Source organism: Gemmobacter fulvus (assembly GCF_018798885.1).
Taxonomy (GTDB): Bacteria; Pseudomonadota; Alphaproteobacteria; order Rhodobacterales; family Rhodobacteraceae; genus Gemmobacter; species Gemmobacter fulvus.
On the sequence record NZ_CP076362.1, the window covers coordinates 300,841 to 323,876 of the forward strand.

Annotated in this window: 26 protein-coding genes; 10 read left to right on the top strand and 16 right to left on the bottom strand. The window is 64.4% G+C overall.

Annotated elements, in window-relative coordinates:
* Positions 1-41: 41 nt before the first annotated feature.
* From KM031_RS17870 to speB, 6 genes are all read right to left on the bottom strand, one after another.
* Complete coding sequence (locus tag KM031_RS17870; protein ID WP_215505160.1) at positions 42-1,466, bottom strand: purine-cytosine permease family protein; 1,425 nt, start codon at positions 1,464-1,466, stop codon at positions 42-44.
* A gap of 1 nt (position 1,467) precedes the next feature.
* A complete protein-coding gene (locus KM031_RS17875; protein WP_215505159.1) occupies positions 1,468-1,638 on the bottom strand; it encodes a hypothetical protein in 171 nt (56 codons plus the stop codon).
* Between the two features lie 78 nt (positions 1,639-1,716).
* Positions 1,717-2,607: a polysaccharide deacetylase family protein gene (locus tag KM031_RS17880; RefSeq protein ID WP_215505158.1), complete on the bottom strand. Its 891-nt coding sequence runs from the start codon at positions 2,605-2,607 to the stop codon at positions 1,717-1,719.
* Positions 2,604-3,332, bottom strand: coding sequence for an SDR family NAD(P)-dependent oxidoreductase (locus tag KM031_RS17885; RefSeq protein WP_215505157.1), 729 nt, complete (start codon positions 3,330-3,332; stop codon positions 2,604-2,606). Before KM031_RS17885 ends, KM031_RS17880 begins: the two co-directional genes overlap by 4 nt.
* Positions 3,329-4,111 (bottom strand): SDR family NAD(P)-dependent oxidoreductase, encoded by a 783-nt coding sequence (locus tag KM031_RS17890; RefSeq protein WP_215505156.1) that lies wholly within the window; start codon positions 4,109-4,111, stop codon positions 3,329-3,331. The genes KM031_RS17885 and KM031_RS17890 overlap by 4 nt, the downstream gene beginning before the upstream one ends.
* Positions 4,112-4,114: 3 nt before the next feature.
* Positions 4,115-5,086: an agmatinase gene (gene speB / locus KM031_RS17895; RefSeq protein ID WP_215505155.1), complete on the bottom strand. Its 972-nt coding sequence runs from the start codon at positions 5,084-5,086 to the stop codon at positions 4,115-4,117.
* A 97-nt stretch (positions 5,087-5,183) separates the two neighbouring features.
* On the opposite strand from speB, the gene KM031_RS17900 reads away from it, so the two are divergent.
* The 4 genes from KM031_RS17900 (at position 5,184) to KM031_RS17915 (ending at position 8,529) form a co-directional block, all read left to right on the top strand.
* A complete protein-coding gene (locus KM031_RS17900) occupies positions 5,184-6,116 on the top strand; it encodes a LysR family transcriptional regulator (protein WP_215505154.1) in 933 nt (310 codons plus the stop codon).
* Between the two features lie 268 nt (positions 6,117-6,384).
* Positions 6,385-7,728 (top strand): hypothetical protein, encoded by a 1,344-nt coding sequence (locus tag KM031_RS17905; protein WP_215505153.1) that lies wholly within the window; start codon positions 6,385-6,387, stop codon positions 7,726-7,728.
* The gene (locus KM031_RS17910; RefSeq protein WP_215505152.1) at positions 7,725-8,252 is read left to right on the top strand and encodes a DUF2249 domain-containing protein; all 528 of its coding nucleotides are present in this window, start codon (positions 7,725-7,727) and stop codon (positions 8,250-8,252) included. The genes KM031_RS17905 and KM031_RS17910 overlap by 4 nt, the downstream gene beginning before the upstream one ends.
* Positions 8,245-8,529: a metal-sulfur cluster assembly factor gene (locus KM031_RS17915; RefSeq protein WP_215505151.1), complete on the top strand. Its 285-nt coding sequence runs from the start codon at positions 8,245-8,247 to the stop codon at positions 8,527-8,529. Before KM031_RS17910 ends, KM031_RS17915 begins: the two co-directional genes overlap by 8 nt.
* A 51-nt stretch (positions 8,530-8,580) precedes the next feature.
* On the opposite strand, the gene KM031_RS17920 is transcribed toward KM031_RS17915, so the two are convergent.
* Complete coding sequence (locus KM031_RS17920; protein ID WP_215505150.1) at positions 8,581-9,786, bottom strand: NnrS family protein; 1,206 nt, start codon at positions 9,784-9,786, stop codon at positions 8,581-8,583.
* Positions 9,787-9,994: 208 nt separating this feature from the next.
* Between KM031_RS17920 and nirK the strand changes: the two genes are divergently transcribed.
* From nirK to KM031_RS17940, 4 genes are all read left to right on the top strand, one after another.
* A complete protein-coding gene (gene nirK / locus KM031_RS17925) occupies positions 9,995-11,119 on the top strand; it encodes a copper-containing nitrite reductase (RefSeq protein WP_215505149.1) in 1,125 nt (374 codons plus the stop codon).
* 92 nt (positions 11,120-11,211) lie between these two features.
* Positions 11,212-12,024 carry an SUMF1/EgtB/PvdO family nonheme iron enzyme gene (locus KM031_RS17930; RefSeq protein WP_215505148.1) on the top strand — a complete coding sequence of 271 codons (813 nt, stop codon included), beginning with the start codon at positions 11,212-11,214 and terminating at the stop codon, positions 12,022-12,024.
* Between the two features lie 76 nt (positions 12,025-12,100).
* Complete coding sequence (locus KM031_RS17935) at positions 12,101-12,811, top strand: Crp/Fnr family transcriptional regulator (protein WP_246567060.1); 711 nt, start codon at positions 12,101-12,103, stop codon at positions 12,809-12,811.
* 162 nt (positions 12,812-12,973) lie between these two features.
* Positions 12,974-13,411, top strand: coding sequence for a pseudoazurin (locus KM031_RS17940; RefSeq protein WP_215505147.1), 438 nt, complete (start codon positions 12,974-12,976; stop codon positions 13,409-13,411).
* 31 nt (positions 13,412-13,442) lie between these two features.
* Here KM031_RS17940 and KM031_RS17945 read toward each other — a convergent pair whose 3' ends face one another.
* On the bottom strand, positions 13,443-14,108 hold the full coding sequence (locus KM031_RS17945) for an NnrU family protein (RefSeq protein WP_215505146.1): 666 nt from the start codon (positions 14,106-14,108) through the stop codon (positions 13,443-13,445).
* Between the two features lie 29 nt (positions 14,109-14,137).
* On the opposite strand from KM031_RS17945, the gene KM031_RS17950 reads away from it, so the two are divergent.
* Positions 14,138-14,857 (top strand): Crp/Fnr family transcriptional regulator, encoded by a 720-nt coding sequence (locus KM031_RS17950; protein WP_215505145.1) that lies wholly within the window; start codon positions 14,138-14,140, stop codon positions 14,855-14,857.
* A 7-nt stretch (positions 14,858-14,864) separates the two neighbouring features.
* Here KM031_RS17950 and KM031_RS17955 read toward each other — a convergent pair whose 3' ends face one another.
* The 6 genes from KM031_RS17955 to KM031_RS17980 are packed head-to-tail and all read right to left on the bottom strand — an operon-like array spanning position 14,865 to position 20,222.
* The gene (locus KM031_RS17955) at positions 14,865-15,107 is read right to left on the bottom strand and encodes a cytochrome C oxidase subunit IV family protein (RefSeq protein WP_215505144.1); all 243 of its coding nucleotides are present in this window, start codon (positions 15,105-15,107) and stop codon (positions 14,865-14,867) included.
* Positions 15,108-15,112: 5 nt separating this feature from the next.
* Positions 15,113-15,649, bottom strand: a complete 537-nt coding sequence (locus KM031_RS17960) for a cytochrome c oxidase subunit 3 (RefSeq protein ID WP_215505143.1) — start codon at positions 15,647-15,649, stop codon at positions 15,113-15,115.
* Entirely contained in the window at positions 15,649-17,571 is a 1,923-nt protein-coding gene (locus KM031_RS17965; RefSeq protein ID WP_215505142.1) for a nitric oxide reductase activation protein NorD, read from the bottom strand. Before KM031_RS17965 ends, KM031_RS17960 begins: the two co-directional genes overlap by 1 nt.
* 4 nt (positions 17,572-17,575) lie before the next feature.
* Positions 17,576-18,379, bottom strand: a complete 804-nt coding sequence (locus KM031_RS17970) for a CbbQ/NirQ/NorQ/GpvN family protein (RefSeq protein WP_215505141.1) — start codon at positions 18,377-18,379, stop codon at positions 17,576-17,578.
* 4 nt (positions 18,380-18,383) lie between these two features.
* Positions 18,384-19,754 (bottom strand): cbb3-type cytochrome c oxidase subunit I, encoded by a 1,371-nt coding sequence (locus KM031_RS17975; RefSeq protein ID WP_215505140.1) that lies wholly within the window; start codon positions 19,752-19,754, stop codon positions 18,384-18,386.
* A gap of 15 nt (positions 19,755-19,769) precedes the next feature.
* A complete protein-coding gene (locus tag KM031_RS17980) occupies positions 19,770-20,222 on the bottom strand; it encodes a c-type cytochrome (protein ID WP_215505139.1) in 453 nt (150 codons plus the stop codon).
* A gap of 139 nt (positions 20,223-20,361) precedes the next feature.
* Between KM031_RS17980 and KM031_RS17985 the strand changes: the two genes are divergently transcribed.
* Entirely contained in the window at positions 20,362-20,613 is a 252-nt protein-coding gene (locus tag KM031_RS17985; RefSeq protein WP_215505138.1) for a hypothetical protein, read from the top strand.
* A 138-nt stretch (positions 20,614-20,751) separates the two neighbouring features.
* Here the strand turns inward: KM031_RS17985 and KM031_RS17990 are convergent, their stop codons facing one another.
* Both KM031_RS17990 and KM031_RS17995 read right to left on the bottom strand, forming a co-directional pair.
* Complete coding sequence (locus KM031_RS17990; RefSeq protein ID WP_215505137.1) at positions 20,752-21,687, bottom strand: LysR substrate-binding domain-containing protein; 936 nt, start codon at positions 21,685-21,687, stop codon at positions 20,752-20,754.
* Position 21,688: 1 nt separating this feature from the next.
* Entirely contained in the window at positions 21,689-23,035 is a 1,347-nt protein-coding gene (locus tag KM031_RS17995; RefSeq protein ID WP_215505136.1) for an NAD(P)/FAD-dependent oxidoreductase, read from the bottom strand.
* Position 23,036 lies beyond the last annotated feature (1 nt).

Below are 23,036 nucleotides of genomic sequence, written 5' to 3' on the forward strand. Positions count from 1 at the left end.
GAGGGGGGGAAGGCACGCGGGCCTTCCCCGGTAGCGGTGCGTCAGGCCCTGGGGTAGGCACCCCAGCCGGCGGCGCGGGCAAAGGCCTTGGTCAGCCCGAAATGGACCAGACCGGCGGCAAGGCAGGACGGGATCGACGCGGTGAGATATTTGAACACCGCGGCGCTTTCGAGGGTTTGCGGGTTGAAGATCCAGACATAGACCACGAAGCCCACCGCCAGCGCGCAGAGCCCGATCGGGTTGAACCCGCCAAGGAACCGGTAGGGCGAACGGTCATCGGGCGCATGCAGGCCACGCAGGTCAAGCTTCTGGCGGCGCAGGAAGAAATAGTCGGCGATGCCGATACCCGCCAGCGCACTGTTCAGCGCCGAGGTCCAGACCAGAAAGATGAAGAAGCCGTCATACATGCCGGGAAAGAACAGCACGAGGATCAGCGGGATCACACAGAACAGCCCGAGGATCACCTCCCAGCGCAGCTTGCGCAGACCCTCGGTGCCGACCTGACGCAGCCCGACAATCGAGGTGTAGAGGATATTGGCCATCGAGGTGATATTGGCGAAGGCAACGAAGCCAAGCGCAATCAGGCCGACGGCCAGCCCGCCGATCTGGGTCATCCAGATGGTGGGATCACTTTGGCCAAGCGCGACGGCGGCCAGCAGGCCGACGATCTCGCCCAGGGCGGCGGCGCCGAAGATGCCGAGGATATTGGGCCAGAAGGCGGTGCGTTCCGTCTTGGTCAGCCGCCCGAGATTGCCGATATAAGGCCACCAGGAAAACCCGGCGGCGAGGTTGACCTCGATGGCGATGATGAAGTTCAGGGTGCTATCCTCGAACGGCGGCGCGAGGGCCGGCATCGCCATCAGATCAGCAAAGCTGTGCTTGCTGAGCAGCAGATAGAGCATCCAGACCATCAGCACCGCCAAGGCGGGCGACACCACCATGTTGAAGATCTTGATCGAGGTCGGGCCCCTGGCCACGATGAACCAGGTCAGCAGGATCGCACCAAGGGCGGCAATCGTCATTTTCACGCCAGTGGGCGAGGCTTCGGTGCTGCCGACAATGGCGGTCAGCCCGTCGATGGAGCGGCCGAACATCATCGCCAGCACCGCAAGCCAGCCCATGGTCAGGAACACCACCGCCAGCACATAGACGAGGCGGCTGCCATGGGTGCCGAACTGGCTGCGCAGGGCGATGAACTGCTCGATGCCGTATTTTCCGGCAGGCGCGCAGGTGGCAAGCGCGGTCAGCACCACGCCGATGATATTGCCGATGACGATGGCGGCGATGCCTTCCTTCGGGCCGACGAAAAGCCCGACCGCGCCGCCGATCAGAAAGGCCCAGGTGGCAATCGCCAGTGCGGCATTGGCATAGGAGAACTCCCAGAAGCCCCAGAGCCGTTCGGCGGGCAGCAAGGGCGCATCGCCACGTTCCGCCGCAGCCCGGAAATCTGCTGTGATTTTGGCCATCTCAGTGCCCCCAGACCCAGAAGCCGACAACCAGCAGGGCTGTCAGCAGGACGATCGCAAGGTAATCGACAGCGCCCATCCGCCCCTCCCAGGCGGCACGGGCGTCGAGATCATCGTAATGGCTGGCGCGGCGTTCGATCTCGCGTTGCCAGGCCTCATCTGTCCGGTCCATCTTTATCCTCCCTTTGCGCCACGTTTTCCGCGGTCGGCCTTGATTGCAGCGGCGGCAGGCCATGCAGGCCTGCCGGGGTCATCGCACCGTGACCGGCGCGGTGAAGTAGGGCAGCTGGTCGATGCGCGGCGACCATGCGCCGCTGGCGATGACGTGCAGAACATGGGCGGCGATGTCCTCCATCGGGGCGAACCAGACGTCGCCCCGCGCCACCAGCCCGGCCAGAAACTCATGCCAGACATGCCAGCGCGCCAGCCGCCCGGTGGCGAAAGGATGCACCACCGGCACCCACAGCCCGCCATAGGCATAACTCGCCTCGAACTCCTGCGCGAAGGTGGCCAGCCCCTGTTCGGGCGCGCGGATCGGCATCATGTAATCCAGATCCATCGACTGCACATATTGCGGCCAGTCATCCAGACCCCAATGCGACGGCAGCTCGACCAGCCGCCCCATGGCGCTGTGCAGCAGATAGGGTTGATCGTCCCCCATCAGCGAGGCGTCATAGGTAAAGCCGCGCGCCACCAGCAGATCGGCAGAGCGGTGCGAGAAGTTGTAGAGCGGCGCACGCCAGCCACGCGGGCGCTGGCCGGTGGCGCGCAGGATCACCTCGCTGGCGCGGTCGAGCCAGTATTCCTCCTGCGCATCGTCCAGCTCGCGCGGATGTTCATGCAGATAGCCGTGATGCGCGATCTCATGCCCGCCCTTGAGAATGGTCTCGATGGCGGCGGGATATCGCTCGATGCACCAGGCCGGGATGAAGAAGGTCTGCTTGATGCCGAGAGCAGCGAAGCTGTCGACGATGCGTGGAATCGCGACTTTCGGGCCATATTGCAGCATCGAGATCGCGGCGACACGCGAGTGGCCGTCGGTCGGATGGCCGATATGGATCAGGCTGTCGGCATCCATGTCGAAGGTGACACAGGCGGCGCAGCGCGCGCCATTGGGCCAGGGGATCGGATTGCGGATCATGGCATGATGCTCCCGCCATTGGTGCCAAGGCCCTGGCCGGTGATGTAGGCGCCGCCCGGCCCGCCAAGAAACAGCGCCAGATGGGCCACTTCTGCGGGTTGGCCAAACCGGGCGAGCGGGATGGCAAGTTCCTTTTCGCGCCATTCGGGGCTCATATGCGCGGCCCCCAGCATCTCGGTGTCGATCGGGCCGGGGCAGATGGCGTTGACGAGGATCGTGGGGGCGAATTCCTTGGCCCAGGAGCGCGTCAGGCCCAGCACCCCGTGTTTCGAGGCGACATAGGGCGAGAAGGTTTCGCGCCCGTAATAGGCCATGTCCGAGGCGATCAGGATGACGCGGCCCGATCCCGCCTTGTGCATCAGCCCGATTGCGGCCTGCCCGACCAGAAAGCTGCCACGCAGGTTGACGGCAATCACCCGGTCGAAATCTGCCACCGGGGTCTCCAGCAGTGGCGCTTCGTGGATGATACCGGCGCAGTGGATCAGGATATCGAGCCCGCCAAACGCCGCCTCCACCTGTTGAACCATGCCGGTAACGGCGCTGCTGTCGGCAACATCGCAACCGCATGACAGCACGTCTGCGGCCCCGGCGGCGCGCGCCTGTTGCGCCGTGGCCTCGGGCGCGCAGAGATCGGCCAGCGCGAGCCTTGCGCCGCTGCCCGCATAGGCCAGCGCACAGGCCGCCCCGATGCCGCGACCGGCGCCGGTGATCAGAACCCGGGTCATGCCATCACCTCGCCCCGGTCCAGCATCATCGCCTGCCCGGTGATGTCGCGCGCGGCATCCGAGGCGAGAAACAGATAGAGCGGCACCATGTCCTCGGGCTCCAGCAGGCCCGGCAGAACCTGCGCGCCGGTGATTTCGGCCAGAAGATCGGCTTCGCTGCGCCCGGTGCTGAGCGACATTTTCCGCAGCGACAGCATTGCCGCCTCGGTGCGCACCCAGCCGGGACAAACCGCATTCACCCGGATGCCTTTCGGGCCAAGCTCTTTCGCCATCACCCGGGTAAAGCCCAGATTGGCGTGTTTCGAGGCGATATAGGCGGCGAATTCGGCCACCGCCACCCGGCTCCAGATCGAGGCGGTCAGGATGATGCGGCCCCCTTGCGCCATTTTCGGCACCGCATGGCGGGTGACGTAGAAGGTGCCATTGGTGTTGATGTCGGTGATGCGGCGAAAGGTATCCTCGACCGCATCATCGGCATCGAGCAGCGGGGTGATCCGTTCCAGCCCGGCATTGTTCACCAGCACGTCGATCCGGCCCATTCCGGCCAAAGCGGCCTTGACGGCGGCGCTGTCGGTGATGTCGCATTCCAGCGCGGCACAGGCGCGCCCGGATTCCGCCGTGATGCGGGCGGCGGCCTGATGGATGCCGCTGCCGCTGGACAGGATGGTGACCGCAGCCCCGGCAGCGGCAAAGCCCCGGGCGACTGCATGGCCGATGCCCCGGCTTGCGCCGGTGACAAGCACGGTTTCTCCGGTAAAATCGAAACTGGCGCGGGCCATGGCTCAGCCCTCCCGCGCGTGCATGACACGACCGATCAGGTTCATCAGCACCTGCGCGGCAAGGATCGTGGTGGTGCCGGTGTGATCGTAATCCGGCGCGACCTCGACCAGATCAATGCCGACGATGGTGCCGCGCCTGGCCAGACCCGCCAGCAGTTCCAGCACCTCGTAATAGATGAACCCGCCATGCGACGGCGTGCCGGTGCCGGGCGCAATCGACGGGTCGAAGCCGTCGATGTCGATGGTGACGTAATACCGGGCCGCCGCCGGAATCCGGGCCAGCACCGCCTCGACCCCAAGCGCGCGGATCTGGCGCACCGAAAGGATGTCCGAGCCCATGTCGCGCGCCGCGGCATAGCCGTCTTTCGCGGTGGACGAGACATTGCGGATGCCAAGCTGCGTCAGGCCGCTGACATAGGGCTTTTCCGCTGCGCGCCGCATCGGGTTGCCGTGACCATGGCGCACGCCGTGACGGACATCGACAAAATCCAGATGCGCGTCGAATTGCACGATATGGATCGGACCATTGCGGGCGCAGTCTTCGGCAAAGGCATTGACGCAGGGAATATTGATCGAGTGATCGCCGCCCAGCACAACCGGCAGCGCCCCGGCAGCCAGGATCTTGCGCACGCCATGTTCGATATTGGCATGGCTGGTTTCGGTGTCGGTATGCACGATATCGGCATCGCCTAGGTCAACCATACGCACCTTGTCTGCCGGCAGATAGGTCACGTCATCTTCATGGTCATAGGCCCCGCCATGGCCGAAGGAAAACAGCGTGGAGGCCTCGCGGATGCCGCGCGGCCCAAACCGCGCGCCCGAGCGCCATTGCGTGCCGAAATCGAACGGCGCCCCGAGAATCGCCACATCGGCATCAATGCGGTCCCAGTCCGGCTGATACGGGCTTTTGCCGAAGGTGCAGATGCCGACAAACGGCAGGTTCAGGCGCCCACTATCATAAGAATTCTCGGCCATGGCCCGTCCTTTGCTTGAAAACACGGCAAAGTAGGCCCGCGACCCATGGATTAAAAAATATCTATGTTTTGATGTTTACTTATGGTTTCATCAATGTATGCCAGAGACCAGCCAAACCATCCGCCCGCGCCGCACCTCCCTCGGGGATGTGGATCTGCGGCTGCTGCGGGTCTTTGTCGAAATCGTGCGCTGCAACGGCTTTTCGGCAGCGCAATCCAGCCTTGGCATGAATCAGGCGACAATCTCGGCCCATATGCGGCACCTTGAGGAACGGCTTGCCGTGCGGCTGTGCGAGCGGGGCCGCAGCGGCTTCTTCATGACGGAAGAGGGGAAAAAGATCCATTCGGCCGCGCTTGACCTGTTTGGCTCCATCGAACGGTTTCAGGGCGCGGTGGGCGATGCGCAGGGCGAGCTGACGGGCCGGCTGACCTTCGGCACGGTCGATGCCATGGTGTCAAACCGGACGCTCGATCTTCAGGCCGCGATCGGTGCCTTTGCGCGCCTCGCCCCCAAGGTGCATCTCGACATTGATGTCGCCGCGCCACAGGCGCTGTCGCAGGGTATCCTGAGCGGTCGCTATCAGATCGTGCTGATGCCCGCGCAGACGCATTTTCCGCAGATGCGCGCGGTCGATGTCTTTCTGGAACGGCAGAACCTCTATTGTGGCCGCAACCATCCGCTGGGCGCGGTGGCGGATTGCGACATCACGCCGGAACTGCTGGCCATGCAAGCCTTTGCAGGGCGATCCTATATGCCGCGCGCGCCCATCTGCGGTGTGGATTTCCGCTGGAGCGCGGTGACAGCCCATATGGAAAGCACGCTGCTGCTGCTGTTGTCCGGGGCCTATATCGGCTTTTTGCCCGATCACTATGCCGCCCCGGCGTTGCACAGCGGCGCCTTGCGGGCGCTGGATCCCGGACGGTTCACCTTCGAGGACACGTTCCAGATTGTCTATTCCAGAGAAAGACCCACGCGGGCGGTGGAGCTTCTGGTCAGCAGCATTTCGCGCCCGCAACCGGCGATGGCATGACCAGCCCTATGGCTCATCGGGCTCATGCCAAACCGCATCCGCGCGCCGATGTCGGTGACCAGCGGCTGAAAAAATCGGGGGTGTTGCACCATGCCTCACGTTTCACCTGAGCGCCCCTTCACCGAACGTCACAGCCGGACCATGGCCCGCCCACCACGGGAAAGCCCGCATGGGGGGCGCGTGGCAGATACATCCGGCCTGTTTGATCAAGAGCAAGGAACACGCGCACCCGTCCTGTATGCTCGCAGGATCACTTCCGGGGGGCGCGATGCCGGGCAAACATCTTTCACGCTGGACATTGGCATGGTTCGGATCGGCGCTGCTGTTCCTGCTGGCGGCCTGTGGCCTTGCCTTGCTGGGGGCCGCAGGGCCACAGGACTGGTCGCGCGGGGCCGGGCTGGCGGTGGTGCATCTTTTTACGCTGGGATGGCTGTGCCATGTCATGCTGGGCGCGTTGATCCAGTTCGTGCCGGTGTTGGCCGCCCGCCCGCTGGCACTGCCCATGCTGGCGCTGCCGGCCCTGATCGCGGCCTCTGCGGGCACGGTGGATCTGGCTTTGGGGTTTCTGTTCCTTGACGGGCATGACGCGCTGCGCCCGCTTTTCCTCATCGCGCCATTCGCAACCGGCCTTGGCTTCACGCTCGTCGCGCTGATGGTGGCTGCCACGCTGCTGACCCACGCCACTCTGCGGCTGGCCGAGGTCAGACTGGTGCTCCTCGCGCTCTTCGCACTCGCCGGGCTTTGGCTGAGCGGCACGCTCATGGTGCTGACCCTGTCGGGCACCGCTATGGTGCTCGATCTGGCGGTGACAAGGCCGCTTCATATTCTGCTGGGCGTTGGTGGCTGGCTGAGCCTTGCCGCCTTCGGGGTCAGCTACAAGCTTTTCGCGATGTTCCTGCTGGCCCCTGAAAAGATCAGCCGGCTGCGCGATGCGATATTCCTGACGGCGATGCTTGGGGTGACAATCCTGCTCACGGCGCTGCTTTTGCTGCTGACCGAGCGGTCGACGGCTTGGGCGATGGGTGTCACCCTCGGGCTGATCCCTGTCATCGCGCTTCTGTATCTGTCCGAAATCACCCGGATCTGGCAGAGCCGCCGCCGTGCTGCGCCCGAAGGGAACATGCTCTGGAGCCGCGTGGCCCTGGCCTTTCTCGGCCTTGCCGTGCTTCTGGCACTGCCGGGCTGGTTCATCGGCGGGGTCTGGGCCGAGGCGGCAATCTTTCTGGCACTGGTGGGCTGGCTGTCGACACTGACCCTTGCACAGATGGTCAAGATCGTAAGCTTCCTGACATGGATCCAGATTTTCGCCCCGCGGATCGGACGCCGGCCGGTGCCGCTGGTGCAGAAGCTGAGCAATGCACAGGCGGTGGCTTTCTGCCTCGCGCTCTGGTCTGCCGGTGCGGTTACGGGATGTGTTGCGCTGCTGCTGGCAAGTTCTGCGGGCTTCCGGCTTGCGGTTGCCCTGCTGACCCTTGCCGCGCTCGGGCTTGTTCGCGAACTGATCGCAATCCGGCATCTGTCGCACCTTGCCGCGCAGGAACGCCCCGCCACCCTGCCCCATCTTATCCTGCCCCTCACGCAGCCCCTCCAGCCCGTAGAGTTCCGATCATGACACAGCCCACCCCTCTTGAGCTTGACGTTCGCCCGATCATCCGGCGGGGCGAAGAACCTTTTGGTGCCATCATGGCTGCGGCAGATGCGCTGACGCCCGGTCAGGCCTTGCGCCTGCTGGCCCCGTTCCGGCCCGCGCCGCTGTTCAACGTGATGGCCAATCGCGGGTTTGCCTGCCGCGACCGACAGCGCGATGATGGGGTCTGGGAGGTGGTTTTCACTCCCACGCCCGGTGCCGAAACGGAAACCGGAATGGCCCATGGCTCTGCCCCCGGCGCGGCCTTCTGGCCCGATCCGGTGCGCGAGCTTGACCTGATCGGTCTGGCCCCGCCCGAGCCCATGGTGCGGATCCTTGAAGAGGTCACATTGCTTGCGCCGGGCGATGTGCTGTTCGCACTTCTTGACCGCGAGCCGATGTTCCTGTTCCCCGAACTGGCACAACGCGGCCATGAATGGGCGGGAAATTTCGCACGCTCGGGAGAGGCTTACCGGCTGCTGGTCCGGGCTGGGGCACAGGATGACTGAACCCGTTCCGGATATTCACCAGGCATTGCGTGGTGTGCTCGACCCCGAAACCGGGCGCGACCTGATCGCCATGGGCCTGATCTATGAGACGCGGTTTGAGACAGGCACCGCCCATGTCCGCATGACCACCACCACACGCGGCTGCCCGTTGACCGAGATGCTGCGGCTGGGGGTCGAGGCGGCATTGCTTGCGGTGCCCGGCATCGCGGCAGCCGAAGTCACCCTGACGTGGGAGCCGCTCTGGACCCCCGACCGCATGGAACCGCTGCCGATGTGACCGCCGAAAGGGCAGCGCCGGTGGCCCTTTGCTGGTGGCGGCAGCATCCGGTCAGGCGCTGTCTGCGCGCGGCTTGCGCCGCATCCGCAGCAGCATCCCGCCGTATTCCGCAATGAACAGCGTGAAGGCAAGACTCCAGAGCGCGCCCGAAGCGGTCATCAGCCAGGGCCAGCCTGCCAGATCGGCCAGAGGTCGCGCGAGCGCCGCCGCAAACAGGCACAGATAGGACAGCACTGTCCAGCCCGAGGCCGTCAGCGGCCGCCCGGTATGGCCGCGCGTGGCGCGTGTCATCACTGCCAGCATCATGGTGGCAATCACGCCAACCGTCAGCACATGCAGCGCCGAGACCTGAAGGATGCGCCCCTCCGCCGCGAGTGCGATGGCCAAAAACCCCAGCGGAACAAAAGCATAGGCCAGATGCAGCACCAAGAGCAGCCATTCTGCCCGCACCGCCCACCCACGCCAGCGCGCCAGCCGCGCCGCATTCAGCCCCGCCGCGACCAGCGCCATCGGCGCGATCAGCCGTTCTCCGGGCAGGGCAACCCATGCTGCCAGCGCCAGGGCCGAGAAGAGGATCACCCCCATGTCAAACCGGTTATAGGCCACAGGCATCGGCCCCTGACCGTGCTGGTTCAACCAGTTGCGGGTAAAGCTGGGAAGGATGCGCCCGCCGATGATCATCACCAGCACCACATATCCCGCCACCGCGCCGCGCAGCCAGATCTGCGGCGTGCCGCCAAGCGCCACCGCAAGGTGGAAGCCGAGACTACCAAGGCTGATGGCAAAGACCCCGGCCAGCACTTTCACGTCACCCCATTTGCCGCCCCGGATGATCTCGCGCAGGCAAAGCGCAAGAAAGACCGGCAGGAACGCGGCATCAAGCATCGAGGCGATGGGCACCCCCGTCAGCGCCGCCGCCGCCATGGCGACCCGGCCAGCAAACCAGAGAGAGACCAGCCAGATCAGTGGCGCACCCGAGACCGGCAGGCTGCCGGTCCAGTTCGGGATGGCAGTCAGCAGGAACCCCGCCAGCACGGCGGGGGCAAAGCCGAAGATCATCTCATGCGCATGCCACAGCGGCGCGCCAAAATCACCGCCCAGCGGCAGGCCAAGCGCAAGCGTTGCGATCCACAGGATCATGGTCAGGACCGCCCATATCGCGCCACCGAGGAAGAACGGCCGGAAGCCGTAGGACCAGAGCGCCGCACCATCCGCTTTCAGGCCGCGCGGGATACGGGGGCGTTTTGATTCGGTCATGACGGCGGCTCCTTGGTCAGATCGTCTGGGTTCACCCCAGCGATAGAGCGGAAATCTCTCTGCTCTTTGCGCTGCCGCAAGCAAGGGGGCCTTTCGCCTGACCCAGCTTGATCCGGGTCAACGAAGGCCCGTGCCGAATGGCACAGTATTGCCGCAACCGGACAAGATCCGGCCCAAAAATCAGAGACATGCGTGAAAGGAACCTGCCATGCCCTCCCTCCCCGTCAGCCGCCGCACCCTTCTTGCCGGTGCCGCCATCGCCGGAGCCATGACGCAGATCCGCCAGGCTGCGGCAGAGACCCAGAAGGTGCTGACCCCGGCAAGTGCGACCGACATCGCCAGCCTGCCGCGCGTCAAGGTGCAACTGGTCGACCCACCCTTTGTTCATGCCCATGAACAGGTGGCCACCGGCGGCCCCAAGATCGTCGAATTCGAGATGACCATCGTCGAGAAGAAGATCACCCTTGATGCCGATGGCGCGACCTATTGGGCCTCGACCTTCAATGGCACGGTGCCGGGCCCGCTGATGGTGGTGCATGAAGGCGATTATGTCGAACTCACGCTGATCAACCCCGACACCAACGAGCTGATGCACAATATCGACTTCCACAGCTCCACCGGCGCGCTTGGCGGCGGCGGGCTGACCCAGGTGAACCCGGGCGAAAAGACGATCCTGCGCTGGAAGGCGACCAAACCCGGCGTTTTCGTCTATCACTGCGCCCCTCCGGGCATGGTGGCCTGGCATGTGGTGTCGGGGATGAATGGCGTGATCATGGTGCTGCCGCGCGACGGGCTGAAAGGGCGCGATGGCGAGGCCGTGACCTATGACAAGGTATATTACATCGGCGAGCAGGATTTCTATGTGCCGCGCGACGCGGCTGGGGCCTGGAAGACCTATGACAGCCCCGGCGAAAGCTATGAGGATACGCTGGCCGTCATGCGGACGCTGACGCCGACGCATGTGGTGTTCAACGGTGCCGTGGGTGCCCTGACGGGCGACAACGCGATGACGGCGAAAGTCGGCGAGACGGTGGCCTTCATCCATGGTCAGGCGAACCGCGACACCCGGCCCCACCTGATCGGCGGCCATGGCGATTATGTCTGGGCCACCGGCAAGTTCAACAACCCGCCCGAGCGGGGGCTGGAGACATGGTTCATCCCCGGAGGCACAGCCGGTCTGATGGTCTACACCTTCGAGCAGCCGGGCATCTATGCCTATGTGAACCACAATCTGATCGAGGCCTTTGAACTCGGCGCCGCAGCGCATGTGGTGGTGGAGGGCGCGTGGAACGACGATCTGATGACGCAGGTTCTGGCGCCAAGCCCGATCTGATCAGCACCCTTTGAACGCCCCGCTCTGGCGGAAGAGATCCGGCCCGCCGCAGAGACAGACCTGCGGCGGGCCATTCTGCAAGGGAACCCACCATGCATCTCGCCACCTTGTTTCTGACCGGCACGACATGCGCCCTGCTCGCGGCCTTGCATCTTGCCGGGCCCGACCGGGCACCCCTGCCCGAGACCCCGGCCATGGTGCGGCTGGAGCCTGCCCCGTTCCGGCACCGTCTGGACGGCGACTGGCAGCGCAACGGCCAGCCGGTCGATGCGCCACTGGCCATGGTGTCCATACCCGCCGCCATCGAGATCATGGCAACCCCGGTCAGCACCCGCCAATGGCAGGCCTGTGTCGCGGCGGCTGTCTGCGCGCCCCTTGTCGCGGCGACCGCGCCGCCTGATCTGCCTGTGACGGGCGTGAACTGGTATGATGCACAAACCTATGCTGGCTGGCTTTCCAGTGAGACGGGCGAAACCTGGCGTCTGCCGACGGATGTCGAATGGGCGCAGGCCGCAGCCGAGCTGTTTCGGAACGACGCGCTTGGGGTCGAGAGCGATCCGAACAACCCCGCCACGCTCTGGCTGGCCGAATATGCGGTTGAATCGGCACGCAGCCGCGATCTCGACCGTGAAATCCGCCCGGTGGGCAGCCTGAACGTCAACTCGCTGGGCGTGCATGACATCGGCGGCGCGGTCTGGGAATGGACCGCGACCTGCCTGCGCCGGGGCGAGATTGACGATCAGGGCAGGATCCTGCGCGAAAGCGACAGCTGCGGCATCTATATCGCCGAAGGGCTGCACCGCGCCGCAATCACGGATTTTGTGCGCGATCCGAAATCGGGCGGCTGCTCGGTCGGGGTGCCGCCCGCCAATCTGGGCTTCCGCCTCGTCCGTGAAACCGGCTGAAACCGGCTATGCCGAGGACCATGCGAAAAGGGATGCTTTGCTTTCGCCCGCTTTTGCGGCACCTAGGGGGAACCCTATGGTAAAGGCGACCTCAGTGGCGATCGACATTTCTATTGTCCGCAATCTTCCGCTGTTCCGCCAGATGGACCCGGCGGCGCTGACGCGTCTGATGGTGCGCGCCACGCCGCAGCGCATCCCGCAGAACGATACGGTGTTTGAACAGGGCGGCGATGCGGTGGCCTTTTACCTTTTGCTGCATGGGCGGCTGAAGGTCAGTCAGGTCACCCCCGATGGTCAGCAGGTCATGGTGCGGGTGGTGCATCCGGGCGATCTGTTCGGCTTTGCCCGGGCCTTGGCGCGGCCCGATTACCCCGGCACGGCCAAGGCCGCCGTGGAATCTCTGGTCATCTCCTGGCCGATGGCGGATTGGGACGCGGTGGTCGAGAACAACCCCCGCCTTGCGATCAATGCGATGCAGACCATTGGCCAGCGCCTTGATGAAGCCCATACCCGCCTGCGCGAAATGTCGACCCAGGAGGTGGAACGCCGCGTGGCCCATGCGGTGCTGCGTCTGGCAGACAAGGCCGGCCGGATCGAGGCGGCGGGCACCCGCATTGATTTTCCGATCACCCGTCAGGATATTGCCGAAATGACCGGCACCACCTTGCACACCGTCTCACGGCTTCTTTCTGCCTGGGAAAGCCGGGGCCTTGTCGAAGGCGGGCGACAAAAGCTGACCATCACCGACGCGGAAGGGCTGGCCCGGATCGCCGATCCCGAGGCGTGAACGCGCGCAGGGCCGAAAGCGGGCATCGCCCTGCCTGAAAAGATGTTTTCCCGGCCTGTCTTTGTCGCGCTGTTTGCGATTGCGCAAAGTGGGGCCCGCGTTTCCCCCCTAGATCTTCGGGCAACGGATCGGAACCCCGATCCGATTGACCGGAGATCTGACATGAAACTTGCCACCCTTCTCGCCGCTCCCACTTTCGTTCTTGCGCTGGCAGGGGCGAGCCTCGCCGCCGAGCACGAAGTGCATATGCTGAACAAAGGCGCCGCCGGGGCCATGGTGTTCGAACCCGCCTTCGTGAAAGCCGAACCCGGCGATACGATCCATTTCATTCCCACCGACAAAAGCCATAATGTCGAGGCGATCAAGGACATCCTGCCCGAGGGCGTCGAGGTGTTCAAAAGCAAGATCAATGAGGAATACACGCTGACCGTGACAGAGGCCGGGCTTTACGGTGTGAAATGCACGCCGCACTTTGCCATGGGCATGGTCGGCCTGATCCAGGTGGGTGATGCCCCCGCCAATCTTGACGCCGCAAAGACCGCGAAGATGTCGAAAAAGGCCCGCGAGCGGATGGATGCGGAAATCGCCCAGGTGAAATGACCGGCTTCAGGCGCGCGTAATCGGCTCCGCCTCAGGGCAGCGGTGAAACCCCGATCAGATGCGGATGGGCGGCAAGAATTGCCGCCCATAGTGCTGCCCAAAGGCACAGACGCGCCCAGGACAGTGCCGGAAGGATCCGCCAGGGCCGGGGCAGGTTCGAGGTGCGGGCGGCAAGGCGATGCCATTCGGCTTGGCCAAGATCACGCCGACGACGCCGATCCAGCATCGACATGCCGATCAGGCAGAATATCGCAAACGCCGCAAAGAGAATGCCATGCGCCAGATCCCCGTTCACCAGAAGATGCGCCGCCGACCACAGGAACAGCGCCCACAACAGCGGATGGCGCATGGCCCCCGCAAGGCCGGGCTGTTCCGGGTCAAACCCGGTGCTGCGGCCACCAAAGCTCAGCGGATTGGGCGCAGCGATGGCCAGCACCAGAAGCAGAAGGGCCACCGGCATCACGATATTGGCGACCCATCGCATCCAGGGATAGTGCGGCCAGATCTCGACATAGGGCGCCTGGCCTGCCGCCACGATCACCCAGACAAGCACGATCAGCGAAATTGACCCGAAAACCGCGCCATACCCCGCCCGCCCCAGCCGCGCCTGCGCCCGCGTCTTGACCCAAGGCAGCGCAGGCACCGCATGGCTGGCAAAGAATGCCGTCAGTGCCGCCCCGAAATTCAGCCATTCCATCCCGGATCCTCCTGCCCGAAAGGCCCGCCATGACGCGCCAGACCCTGACCCCGCTGCACCGCCGGATCGCCTGCCAGTCGCGGCTGTTCACAAGCCTGCCGCAAGACATCGCAGACCGGCTGCTTGACGCGGCCCATGTCAGACGGCTGCGGCGCGGGCAAGTGCTGTTCCATCATGGCGATACCGCCCATTCGATCCATATCGTGACCGAAGGCTGGGTGAAGCTGTATCGCATCGCCCCCAATGGCACCGAGGCAGTCGTGGGCGTGATGACACGCGGCCAGAGTTTTGGTGAACCGATCGCACTGCGCCGCGCCGCCTATCCGGTTTCCGCCGAGGCGACCACCGCGGCTGAACTCCTTGCCGTTCCGGCCCAGGCCTTTCTGGATCTGCTGCATGCCCACCCGGAAACCGCGATTTCGGTTCTGTCGGCCACATTCCTGCATCTTCAGGGCCTTGTGGAACAGATCGAACAGCTGAAGGCGCGGTCCGGCGCACAACGGGTGGCGGAATTCCTGCTGGAGCTCTGCCCCGATGGCGTGGAAAGCGCGACCGTGATCCTGCCCTATGACAAGGCGCTGATCGCGGGGCGGCTGGGGATGAAGCCCGAAAGCCTGAGCCGGGCCTTCGTCCGGTTGCGCGATTTCGGGGTCAAGGTGAACCAGACCAGCGCCGCGATTGCCTCGGTCACGCAATTGCACAGTCTGGCGCATGATGATGGCTCCGGGGCGCTCTGCCGCGCGATCTGAGGGGGTGTCACAACGCCAGCGCATGAAGCCCCCCGATCAGGGCAAGCCAGAGCGCCAGCGGCACGGTAAAGGCCGAAAGCCAGCCGGGTATGGCCTCCAGATGCAGGAAACGCCCGAGGATCAGCCGGGCCTTGAGCCACGCCAGCGCCAACACTGCCAACGCCGCAAGCCTGCCATCAAAACCGGCAAGGGCCGTGGTTGCCAGTGTCAGCCCGATCAGACAGATCCATGTTTTCGTCAACGTGTCCATGAGCTTCACCAGATCAGCCAGACGACAGGCAGGAGCAGCACCCAGACAAGATCGACCATGTGCCAGAACATCGCACCCGCCTGCACCCACTCGGCCCGGGTGCGCAGGCTGACAAGCAGCAGGACCGCGACACCGGCAATCACATGCGCCGCGTGAAAACCGCTCAGCAGGTAATAGAAGGTGAAGAACGGGTGGCTGTCGATCCCGATTCCGGCCCGGATATCGCGGGCATATTCGACGCCCTTGACCACCAGAAAGATCACCCCGCCAAGCGCCGCAAGGCGCAGCCCGATCCGCGCGCCGCGCAGGTTGCGGCGTGCCGCATCACGCTCGGCCCGGGCGGCGAACAGGCCCGATGTGACCAATACCACCGTATTCAGCGCCGCCATCCGGCCATCAAGCTGCGCGTGTGCCGCCGCAAAGCCCTGCGGATCCATCAGGCCAAGCACGACCATCACCGAGATCCCGGTCATGAACACCGCCAGTTCCGAGACGATCAGGATCCACAGGATCAACTCGCCGGGCAGATCATCCACCCGCATCACAGCACCAGTTGACGGTAGATTTCCGGCAAGGCCGTCACCAGCCGGTCCGGCTCGCGGATCACCTGAAAGCCGCCCTGCCCGAAGATGCGAGGGAACCAGCTTTGCGCATCGCGGTCGATGGTGATGCCGAACACCGCATGGCCGGCCCGCCGCGCCTCACGCACGGCCATGGCGCTGTCCTCGATGCCGTGGCGACCTTCATAGTGGTCAAGATCATTGGGCTTGCCATCCGTGATCACGATCATCAGCCGCCGCGACCGGGCCTCGGCGCTCAGCCCCGCCGAGGCATGGCGGATCGCCGCCCCGAGCCGGGTATAGAAGCCGGGGCGCAGCGCGTGGATGCGGGCCTCGATCTGTGGCCCCATCTTCTCGTCGAAGGATTTGCAGGTATGGATCCAGACCCGATCGCGTCTGAGCGAGGAGAACCCCTGCACCGAAACCCGGTCGCCGCAGACCTCCAGCCCCCAGGCCAGGGCCGTCAGCGCCTCACGGGCAATCTCGATCACCGCGCGGCCGGTGACGGCGCTTTCGGTCGAGCGCGAGACGTCCATCAGGATCGACACCGCCAGATCGCGCTTTTCGGGCCGGGCCTGTCTCCAGATGCGGTCCGACCCGCGCCCCGTCGCGCGCAGATCGGTGACGGACCGCAGCGCCGCGTCCAGATCCAGCTCTTCGCCATCCGGCTGCGCGTGGCGGATCAGCCGCGCCGGGCGCAAAGCTTCGAACTGCCGTTTGACCGCGCGGATGCGGCGGCGGGCGGCGTCATCGGTGATGCCCGCATACTCCGCCGCGGGCGTGACCGGGGCCGCCAGGACGCGGCAATGATCGGGCAAATACACCCCGCGCCGCACATCCCATTCGGGATAGGTAAAGGCACCGGCAATGCGCTCGTGGTCGACATCCTCGGGGGCAAGATCAAGATGCAGCTTCAGCTTGGTCGCCGGGGCTTTTAAAAGCTGGCCAAGCACCACCTCCTCATGGTCTTCGGCGGCCTTCTTTGCAGTGTCGAGATCATCATCCTCGACCCGGCGATTGATGTTCATCATCTCGGCCCAGGTCAGCATGGCCTCGAATTTATAAAGAATAAGGCTGTCCTTGCGCGCGACCTGATCCGCCTTCATCCGGCGTGCCTTGCGGGCGGTGCCGTCCCCGGCCTCTTCGGGCGTGCCATCGGTGGGCAGGGTGGCGATCTCGGTCGGGGTGCCCCGCGCAAGGCCGCGCAGATCGGGCCAGAGGGGCACCGGCAGGACGGGGCGATAACCTTTCGGTGCCTGCCATTCGGGGGGCGGGTTGTCGTAATGCAGCAAAAGATCGGGCGCGGGCACCGCCGGATCACCCAGAAGATGGCGCATCAGCGCCTCGATCTGCGCCTCGGTGCCGCGCAGCGTGGGACGCTGGCGCAGCGACAGATGCGCCGCGCAAAGCCGCGCCCAAAGGCTGCGCAGACCCGGCGCGGCGTCAAGCGTGGCGCGGGTCATCTGCACCCCCGCCCGGATGGCGGCGAGATCGGCATGCAGCGGATCAGATGCCACATGCAGCGGCGGCGCATGGGCCGAAGCCGCCGCCAGCCAGAGATAAAGCGCCTCGTTGTCGCTGCGGTCGGGAAAGACTGCCAGTTCCATCGGCAGGCGCAGTGCCGCGCCATCGAAACTGGCGCGGGCCAGCTGTTCGGCATCAAAGGCCAGCCAGCGCCGCCAGGAAATGCGGTGGCGCGAGGTCTGATCGGCCACGGGCTTCAGCTCGACATCATGGTCGCCGCCAAGCCCCCGGAACAGCACGGCAATCCGGCCGCGCATGTCGTCAAACCGCACGGCGGCATCGGGAAACCGTGGCGCGGGGTCCATCCTTGACGCCAGCCGATGCCAGATGCGGCCCACGGTTTCCTCGGGTTCCCAGGGCGTGATGTCGAGATGGGCCATGGCGTCAGCCCACCACAGCCACGACCAGATCCATCAACCCCCGGCGGGTGTCGGCATCATCGGTCAGCGGTTCGATCATCGCGGCGCGGATGGCGCGGTTCATATCCATCCCCCCCGCGATCAACGTGGCGGCATAGACCACAAGGCGGGTGGAAACACCCTCCTCCAGATCCTGCCCTTTCAGGCCGCGCAGCTTGCCCGCAAGCCGCACCAGCAGCGCGACGCGATCGGGGTCCAACCCGCTTTCGCGCATCACCACCGGAATTTCATGCGCAGGCTTCGGAAAGGTGAACTCCACCGACAGAAAGCGCTGCCGGGTGGAGGGTTTCAGGGTTTTCAGGATGTTCTGATAGCCGGGGTTGTAGCTTGCCACCAGCATGAAGCCGGGCGCGGCCTGCAACTCCTCGCCGGTGCGGTCAATCGGCAGGATGCGGCGGTCGTCGGTCAGGGGGTGCAGCACCACGGCCACGTCCTTGCGCGCCTCGACCACCTCATCCAGATAGCAGATCGCGCCCTCGCGCACCGCGCGGGTCAGCGGGCCATCGACCCAGACCGTCTCGCCGCCTTTCAGCAGATAGCGCCCGATCAGATCGGCGGCGGAAAGGTCATCATGGCAGGCCACAGTATACAGCGGTCGTGCCAGTTGTGCGGCCATGTGGGCCACGAACCGTGTCTTGCCGCAGCCGGTCGGGCCCTTGAGCAGCAACGGCAGGCGGTTTGCATCCGCGGCGGCGAAGACTTCGCATTCATCGCCCTGCGCGAGGTAGAAAGGGGCCGGAGCCCCCCCCAGGTTCAGATTTCCATCCATGATGTTACTCCGCTGCATGTTTCACAACCGGGCCGGGCGCGATCATTTCGCGGCGCGGCACCAGCAGGGCATAGATCAGGATGTAGGTGCCGATCACCACCGCCACGCCCGCGCCCAGCCGCATCCAGAAGAACAGCGCGATCTGGTCCTGCACCTCCATGTAATACTGGCCCATGACACGTTGCAGATGGGTCTGGATCGTGCCCGCAAAGGTCAGCACGAAGGTCATGAACACCATGCCAGCCGACATCAGCCAGAAGGCCGCCATGTTCAGCACCTGATTATAGGGATCCCGCTGGCGCAGGATCGGCAGCGCATAGGTGAAGAGCGCGATATTGACGCAGACATAGGCCCCGTAGAAGGCGAGATGCCCGTGCGCCGCCGTCACCTGCGTGCCATGGGTGTAGAAGTTCACCCCGTGCAGCGTGTGCAGGAACCCCCAGACGCCAGCCCCGAAAAACGCCAGAACCGCGCAGCCAAGGCTCCACAAAAGCGCCGCCTTGTTCGGGTGATCGCGGCGGCCTTTCCAGACCATCACGAAGGCGAAGGCCATCATCGCGAAGAACGGCACCACCTCGAACGAGGAAAAGATCGAACCGATCCATTGCCAGTAGGCAGGCATGCCGATCCAGAAATAATGGTGCCCGGTGCCCAGAATACCCGAGAAAAGTGCGGTGGCGACAATGACATAGAGCCATTTTTCGACCACTTCCCGATCCACCCCCGTCAGCTTCAGCATCAGAAAGCCGAGGATCGAGGCCATGATCAGCTCCCACACGCCTTCGACCCACAGGTGAACCACGTTCCACCAGTATTGCTTGTCGAGCGCCAGATTGTCGGGGTTGTAGAAGGAGAAAAGGAACAGCAGCGCCAGCCCCCAGAGCCCGATCAGCAGGATCGAGGAAATGACCGTCTTGCGGCCTTTGGCGACCGTCATGGTGACGTTCCACAGAAAGATGAGCGCGGCCACAACGATGCCGACCTTGACCCAGCGGGGCTGTTCAAGAAACTCGCGCCCCTCGCGGCCCAGCAGGAAATGCCCCTCGAACAGGTTGAAGAGATAGGTGAACACCACCCCCGCCGTGCCAAGCACCAGAATGGCCAGCTGGATATAGGCGGCCTTGATCGAATGGATCTCGCGTTCGGCCTCCTCGGGGATCAGGAAATAAGCCGCGCCGAAGAACCCGGTCAGCAGCCAGACGATCAGCGAGTTGGTATGCAGCATCCGTGCCACCGAAAAGGGCAGCACCTCGGCCATAAAATTCGGCTGGACATAGATATAGCCCAGCACGACGCCCATCGACACCTGAACGGCGAAAAGGGCCAGCGCGACCAGGATATAGGCCAGCGCGATATTTTGGGATTTGTATTTCATGGTTTTCTTCCCCGCTCAGCCGGCATCATTGGGCGGCCAGCCCTGGGTGTTGATCTTTCCGGTCCAGATCAGAAAATCGGACAGGTTTCGGATATCTTCGTCGGTCAGATGGAACTGCGGCATCTGGCGGCGGCCCTCGATCCCCGACGGCTGTGCCTCCATCCAGCCTTTCAGCGTCTCGAACGCGGCTTCGGGATCATCCGCGACGCCCCAGCGGGTCATGACATTACCAACCTCGGGGGCGAAATACGCGCCTTCTCCCAGGATCGAATGGCAATTCACGCAGGCTTTCTTTTCCCAGATATGCTTGCCGCGTGCGACGGATTCCGTGATCCCGGCGTGATCGGTCGAAACATTGACGATGTACCAATGGCCATGGATGAACAGGCCGATGAATATGAGGATGAAGAACAGTGACCCGCCATAGAAGATATTCCGGGCCATGCTCTTCGTCAGGACTTCGCGCATGGCGAGGGTCTCCCGGAGCTGTTGGCGATGGCTCCGGCTTGCGCCTCTGAGACGAGTCTCTCCTTAACAAAAGTCAAGGATATGGGATTTTGTGCATGCCAGAACGGGCCAGAGCCGGAAATGTTCAGCAGAGGTCATGATGAAACCGCAGATATGTCAGAGATCGGCGCCGGGCTGGAGCGTCTGGAAACTCGCGGTGGTGCTGTATGTGTTTGCGGCGGCGGCGGTGGCCATCAATCTCTTCATGCTGGGCCTGCTGATGCAGGCCGTCGGCTTCAGCGCGCTGTCGCCGGTAACGGCGCTGCTGGCGGCAGGGCCGCTCGGCATCCCCGCCGCATGGGCAGCGGGACGGTGGGCACGGCATTTGCTGGATGAGGCCAGCGCGGGTTGAGCCTCGGGGAAGCGGTCCGTGCGTCACGACATTCAGCGCGGCGGGTCGTCCGTCGCCATGGTGACGCGCGGCATCCGATGCCCCTGCCCGCTTCCACCGCCGGTGAGGAACAGCCCTGAAAATACAGAGAGAGCTGCTTCAGCGTTTCAGCGACTGCAACAGATGCTCGACAAAGCGCGCGACCGCAGGGCGCTGCAAGGCGGCGGTCTGGCAGCGCACGAAGTTGCCCCGGCCTGCGGTAATCTGGGCCGGGTGGGCCAGAACCAATCGACCATCCGCCAGATGGGCGTTCACCATGTGCTGCCATCCCAGCATCACGCCTTCGCCTGCCAAGGCGGCTTCGATCAGCAGGGCCACCTTGTTGCTCGAAAGGCTGGACGGGCCGCGTTCCCAACGCGTGCCCTGCGCGCGGAACCATTCTTCCCAGCCCAGCGGTTGCCAGCCTATCGCATCCGCGCTCCAGTGCCGTTCGTGCAAATGCAGAAGATTGGCGTGGTTCAGGCTGGCGGCCTCCTCGAAAGGGCCGTGGCTTGCCAGATAGGCGGGGGCGCAGACGGGTTGCGCGACTTCGGGGAACAGGTAGTGCAACTCCTCGCCGACTTCGCTGCGTTCGTTGCCACACAGAAGCGACAGGTCCACGCCCGAATAATTGCGCATCGTGTCATCTTCATCCGAGGCGAGGATGACAAAACCGACGGTCGGATGATCTGCGCGAAAGCGGTTGATCAACGGCTTCAGCCAATAGGCGGCCATCCCGTTGGTGGCCGATATGGTCACGGTTTCCGGCTGGGTTTCCGGTTGCAACATGCCCAAACCGGCACTGATGGCGTCCAGCCCCGCCGCCACCGCGCCGAACAGGTTACGGCCTGCGGCTGTCAGCTCCAGCGCGTTGTGCTTGCGGATGAAAAGATCAACCTCCAGCGCCTTTTCCAGCAGACGGATCTGCTGGCTGACAGCCCCTTGGGTGATGTTCAGCTCTTTCGCCGCAAGGGTAAACGACAGGTGTTTGGCGGCAACCTCGAACGTGGCCAGGGCACCCAGAGAGGGAAGATGTCTGCGGCGCACTGGTCTCATGTCATTCGGCCCTTGCCTGCCATTCCTTGACACGAAGATAGGCATTTGCGCCGATGGTGTCGAAGGGATGTGGCGGCAGGCGGCTGGGTTCGGCCTGTGCGGTGAAAAACCGGGTGATGTCGCTGGTCTGCCCCATCGCCAGTTCCGCAGCGCCAATGCCCGTCAGGGTGCCGCGTGTGGTGCCAAGGCCGTTCTGCACACAGGCCGAGTAGAGGCCGGGTTCCAGTTCACGCATGACCGAAACCGCGTTTTTCGACAGGCAAAGATGGCCGGACCACGCATATTCAAACGCCAGATGCCGCAGAGCGGGAAAGCGGGCGTCAAACTTTGCCCGCATCCGGGCGGTCACGCGGGCCAGATCGGTGGCGCTGGTCTGCATCTTCGGGCGGTAATAGCCTCCCTGCCGGATCACGATCCGGTTGCCGCCCTGCGCGCTGGAAATCCGCCGGACCGTGCATCCCATCGGATCCGATGGGGTCAGACCCCAGGTGTCCTGCCCGCCCAACATGCGCAGATCGTCGGCCCCGAGGGTTTCGGTCATGCAGGCATTCAGCATGATGTGCATCAGCCGCCCGGATTTGAACCCGAAGCTTTCCAGATGGCCATTGTTGGCCAGAATGACTTTGGCGGCCCGCAAGCGTCCCTGTGCCGTGGCCAGCACCCAGCCAGCGCGGGTGCTCTCGAACCCGGTGACGGGCGAGGCCTCGAAGATCCGCGTGCCCTGTACCTCAAGCCCTGAGACAAGGCCCCGGATATAGGCTGCTGGCTGGATCATCGCCGTGCCGGGGGTATGAAGCCCCGCCCTGTAATAGCCCGAGCCTGTCACCTGCCGCATTGCCTGTGCATCCAGCATTTCATGCGGTTCGCCCAAGGCGGTCAGATGTGCAGCGTAAGAGCGGTTCGCCGCCTCACCGACCTGGGATCCCGCACCGTTGATTTTGCCCGATCTTTGGAACGTGCCGGCAGACAGATCATAGTCAGAACAGACTGTTTCTGCAAAATCAATGGCATGGCGGTTCAGGCGGGTCAGTGTGCGGTCTTGCGTGGCCCCCGCTCCGGCATAGTCGGCGCTGGTCAATTCATGCGGCAGGTCAATCATGAAACCGGAATTGCGGCCTGCGCTGCCTGCGGCCACCCGCCCCGCATCAACCACTGCCACCGCCAGCGAGGGGTCAAGCTGCAGCAGCCGCCGGGCGGCAGAAAGGCCTGCGAACCCGGCGCCGACGATAGCGATGTCGCAGGTCTGCTCACCCGTCAGCGTGGCGCGCGCCGCAGCCGGTGGCAGGATCGCGTTCCATCCCGCGGGGCCAGTATGAACCGGCAGGCGTGACACTTTGCGCAAGCTCATG

Excerpts from the sequence above, each read along its gene's own strand:
- KM031_RS17935 (WP_246567060.1), top strand. The coding sequence starts at position 12,101 with ATGGTAAAGGCGACCTCAGTGGCGATCGACATTTCTATTGTCCGCAAT.
- KM031_RS17965 (WP_215505142.1), bottom strand. The coding sequence starts at position 17,571 with ATGGCCCATCTCGACATCACGCCCTGGGAACCCGAGGAAACCGTGGGC.
- KM031_RS17905 (WP_215505153.1), top strand. The coding sequence starts at position 6,385 with ATGCCGGGCAAACATCTTTCACGCTGGACATTGGCATGGTTCGGATCG.
- KM031_RS17995 (WP_215505136.1), bottom strand. The coding sequence starts at position 23,035 with ATGAGCTTGCGCAAAGTGTCACGCCTGCCGGTTCATACTGGCCCCGCG.
- KM031_RS17930 (WP_215505148.1), top strand. The coding sequence starts at position 11,212 with ATGCATCTCGCCACCTTGTTTCTGACCGGCACGACATGCGCCCTGCTC.
- KM031_RS17870 (WP_215505160.1), bottom strand. The coding sequence starts at position 1,466 with ATGGCCAAAATCACAGCAGATTTCCGGGCTGCGGCGGAACGTGGCGAT.
- KM031_RS17885 (WP_215505157.1), bottom strand. The coding sequence starts at position 3,332 with ATGACCCGGGTTCTGATCACCGGCGCCGGTCGCGGCATCGGGGCGGCC.
- KM031_RS17955 (WP_215505144.1), bottom strand. The coding sequence starts at position 15,107 with ATGGACACGTTGACGAAAACATGGATCTGTCTGATCGGGCTGACACTG.
- speB (WP_215505155.1), bottom strand. The coding sequence starts at position 5,086 with ATGGCCGAGAATTCTTATGATAGTGGGCGCCTGAACCTGCCGTTTGTC.
- KM031_RS17950 (WP_215505145.1), top strand. The coding sequence starts at position 14,138 with ATGACGCGCCAGACCCTGACCCCGCTGCACCGCCGGATCGCCTGCCAG.
- KM031_RS17890 (WP_215505156.1), bottom strand. The coding sequence starts at position 4,111 with ATGGCCCGCGCCAGTTTCGATTTTACCGGAGAAACCGTGCTTGTCACC.
- KM031_RS17980 (WP_215505139.1), bottom strand. The coding sequence starts at position 20,222 with ATGCGCGAAGTCCTGACGAAGAGCATGGCCCGGAATATCTTCTATGGC.
- KM031_RS17990 (WP_215505137.1), bottom strand. The coding sequence starts at position 21,687 with ATGAGACCAGTGCGCCGCAGACATCTTCCCTCTCTGGGTGCCCTGGCC.
- KM031_RS17915 (WP_215505151.1), top strand. The coding sequence starts at position 8,245 with ATGACTGAACCCGTTCCGGATATTCACCAGGCATTGCGTGGTGTGCTC.
- KM031_RS17960 (WP_215505143.1), bottom strand. The coding sequence starts at position 15,649 with ATGCGGGTGGATGATCTGCCCGGCGAGTTGATCCTGTGGATCCTGATC.
- KM031_RS17940 (WP_215505147.1), top strand. The coding sequence starts at position 12,974 with ATGAAACTTGCCACCCTTCTCGCCGCTCCCACTTTCGTTCTTGCGCTG.
- KM031_RS17900 (WP_215505154.1), top strand. The coding sequence starts at position 5,184 with ATGCCAGAGACCAGCCAAACCATCCGCCCGCGCCGCACCTCCCTCGGG.
- KM031_RS17875 (WP_215505159.1), bottom strand. The coding sequence starts at position 1,638 with ATGGACCGGACAGATGAGGCCTGGCAACGCGAGATCGAACGCCGCGCC.
- KM031_RS17985 (WP_215505138.1), top strand. The coding sequence starts at position 20,362 with ATGAAACCGCAGATATGTCAGAGATCGGCGCCGGGCTGGAGCGTCTGG.
- KM031_RS17975 (WP_215505140.1), bottom strand. The coding sequence starts at position 19,754 with ATGAAATACAAATCCCAAAATATCGCGCTGGCCTATATCCTGGTCGCG.
- KM031_RS17880 (WP_215505158.1), bottom strand. The coding sequence starts at position 2,607 with ATGATCCGCAATCCGATCCCCTGGCCCAATGGCGCGCGCTGCGCCGCC.
- KM031_RS17910 (WP_215505152.1), top strand. The coding sequence starts at position 7,725 with ATGACACAGCCCACCCCTCTTGAGCTTGACGTTCGCCCGATCATCCGG.
- KM031_RS17970 (WP_215505141.1), bottom strand. The coding sequence starts at position 18,379 with ATGGATGGAAATCTGAACCTGGGGGGGGCTCCGGCCCCTTTCTACCTC.
- KM031_RS17920 (WP_215505150.1), bottom strand. The coding sequence starts at position 9,786 with ATGACCGAATCAAAACGCCCCCGTATCCCGCGCGGCCTGAAAGCGGAT.
- KM031_RS17945 (WP_215505146.1), bottom strand. The coding sequence starts at position 14,108 with ATGGAATGGCTGAATTTCGGGGCGGCACTGACGGCATTCTTTGCCAGC.
- nirK (WP_215505149.1), top strand. The coding sequence starts at position 9,995 with ATGCCCTCCCTCCCCGTCAGCCGCCGCACCCTTCTTGCCGGTGCCGCC.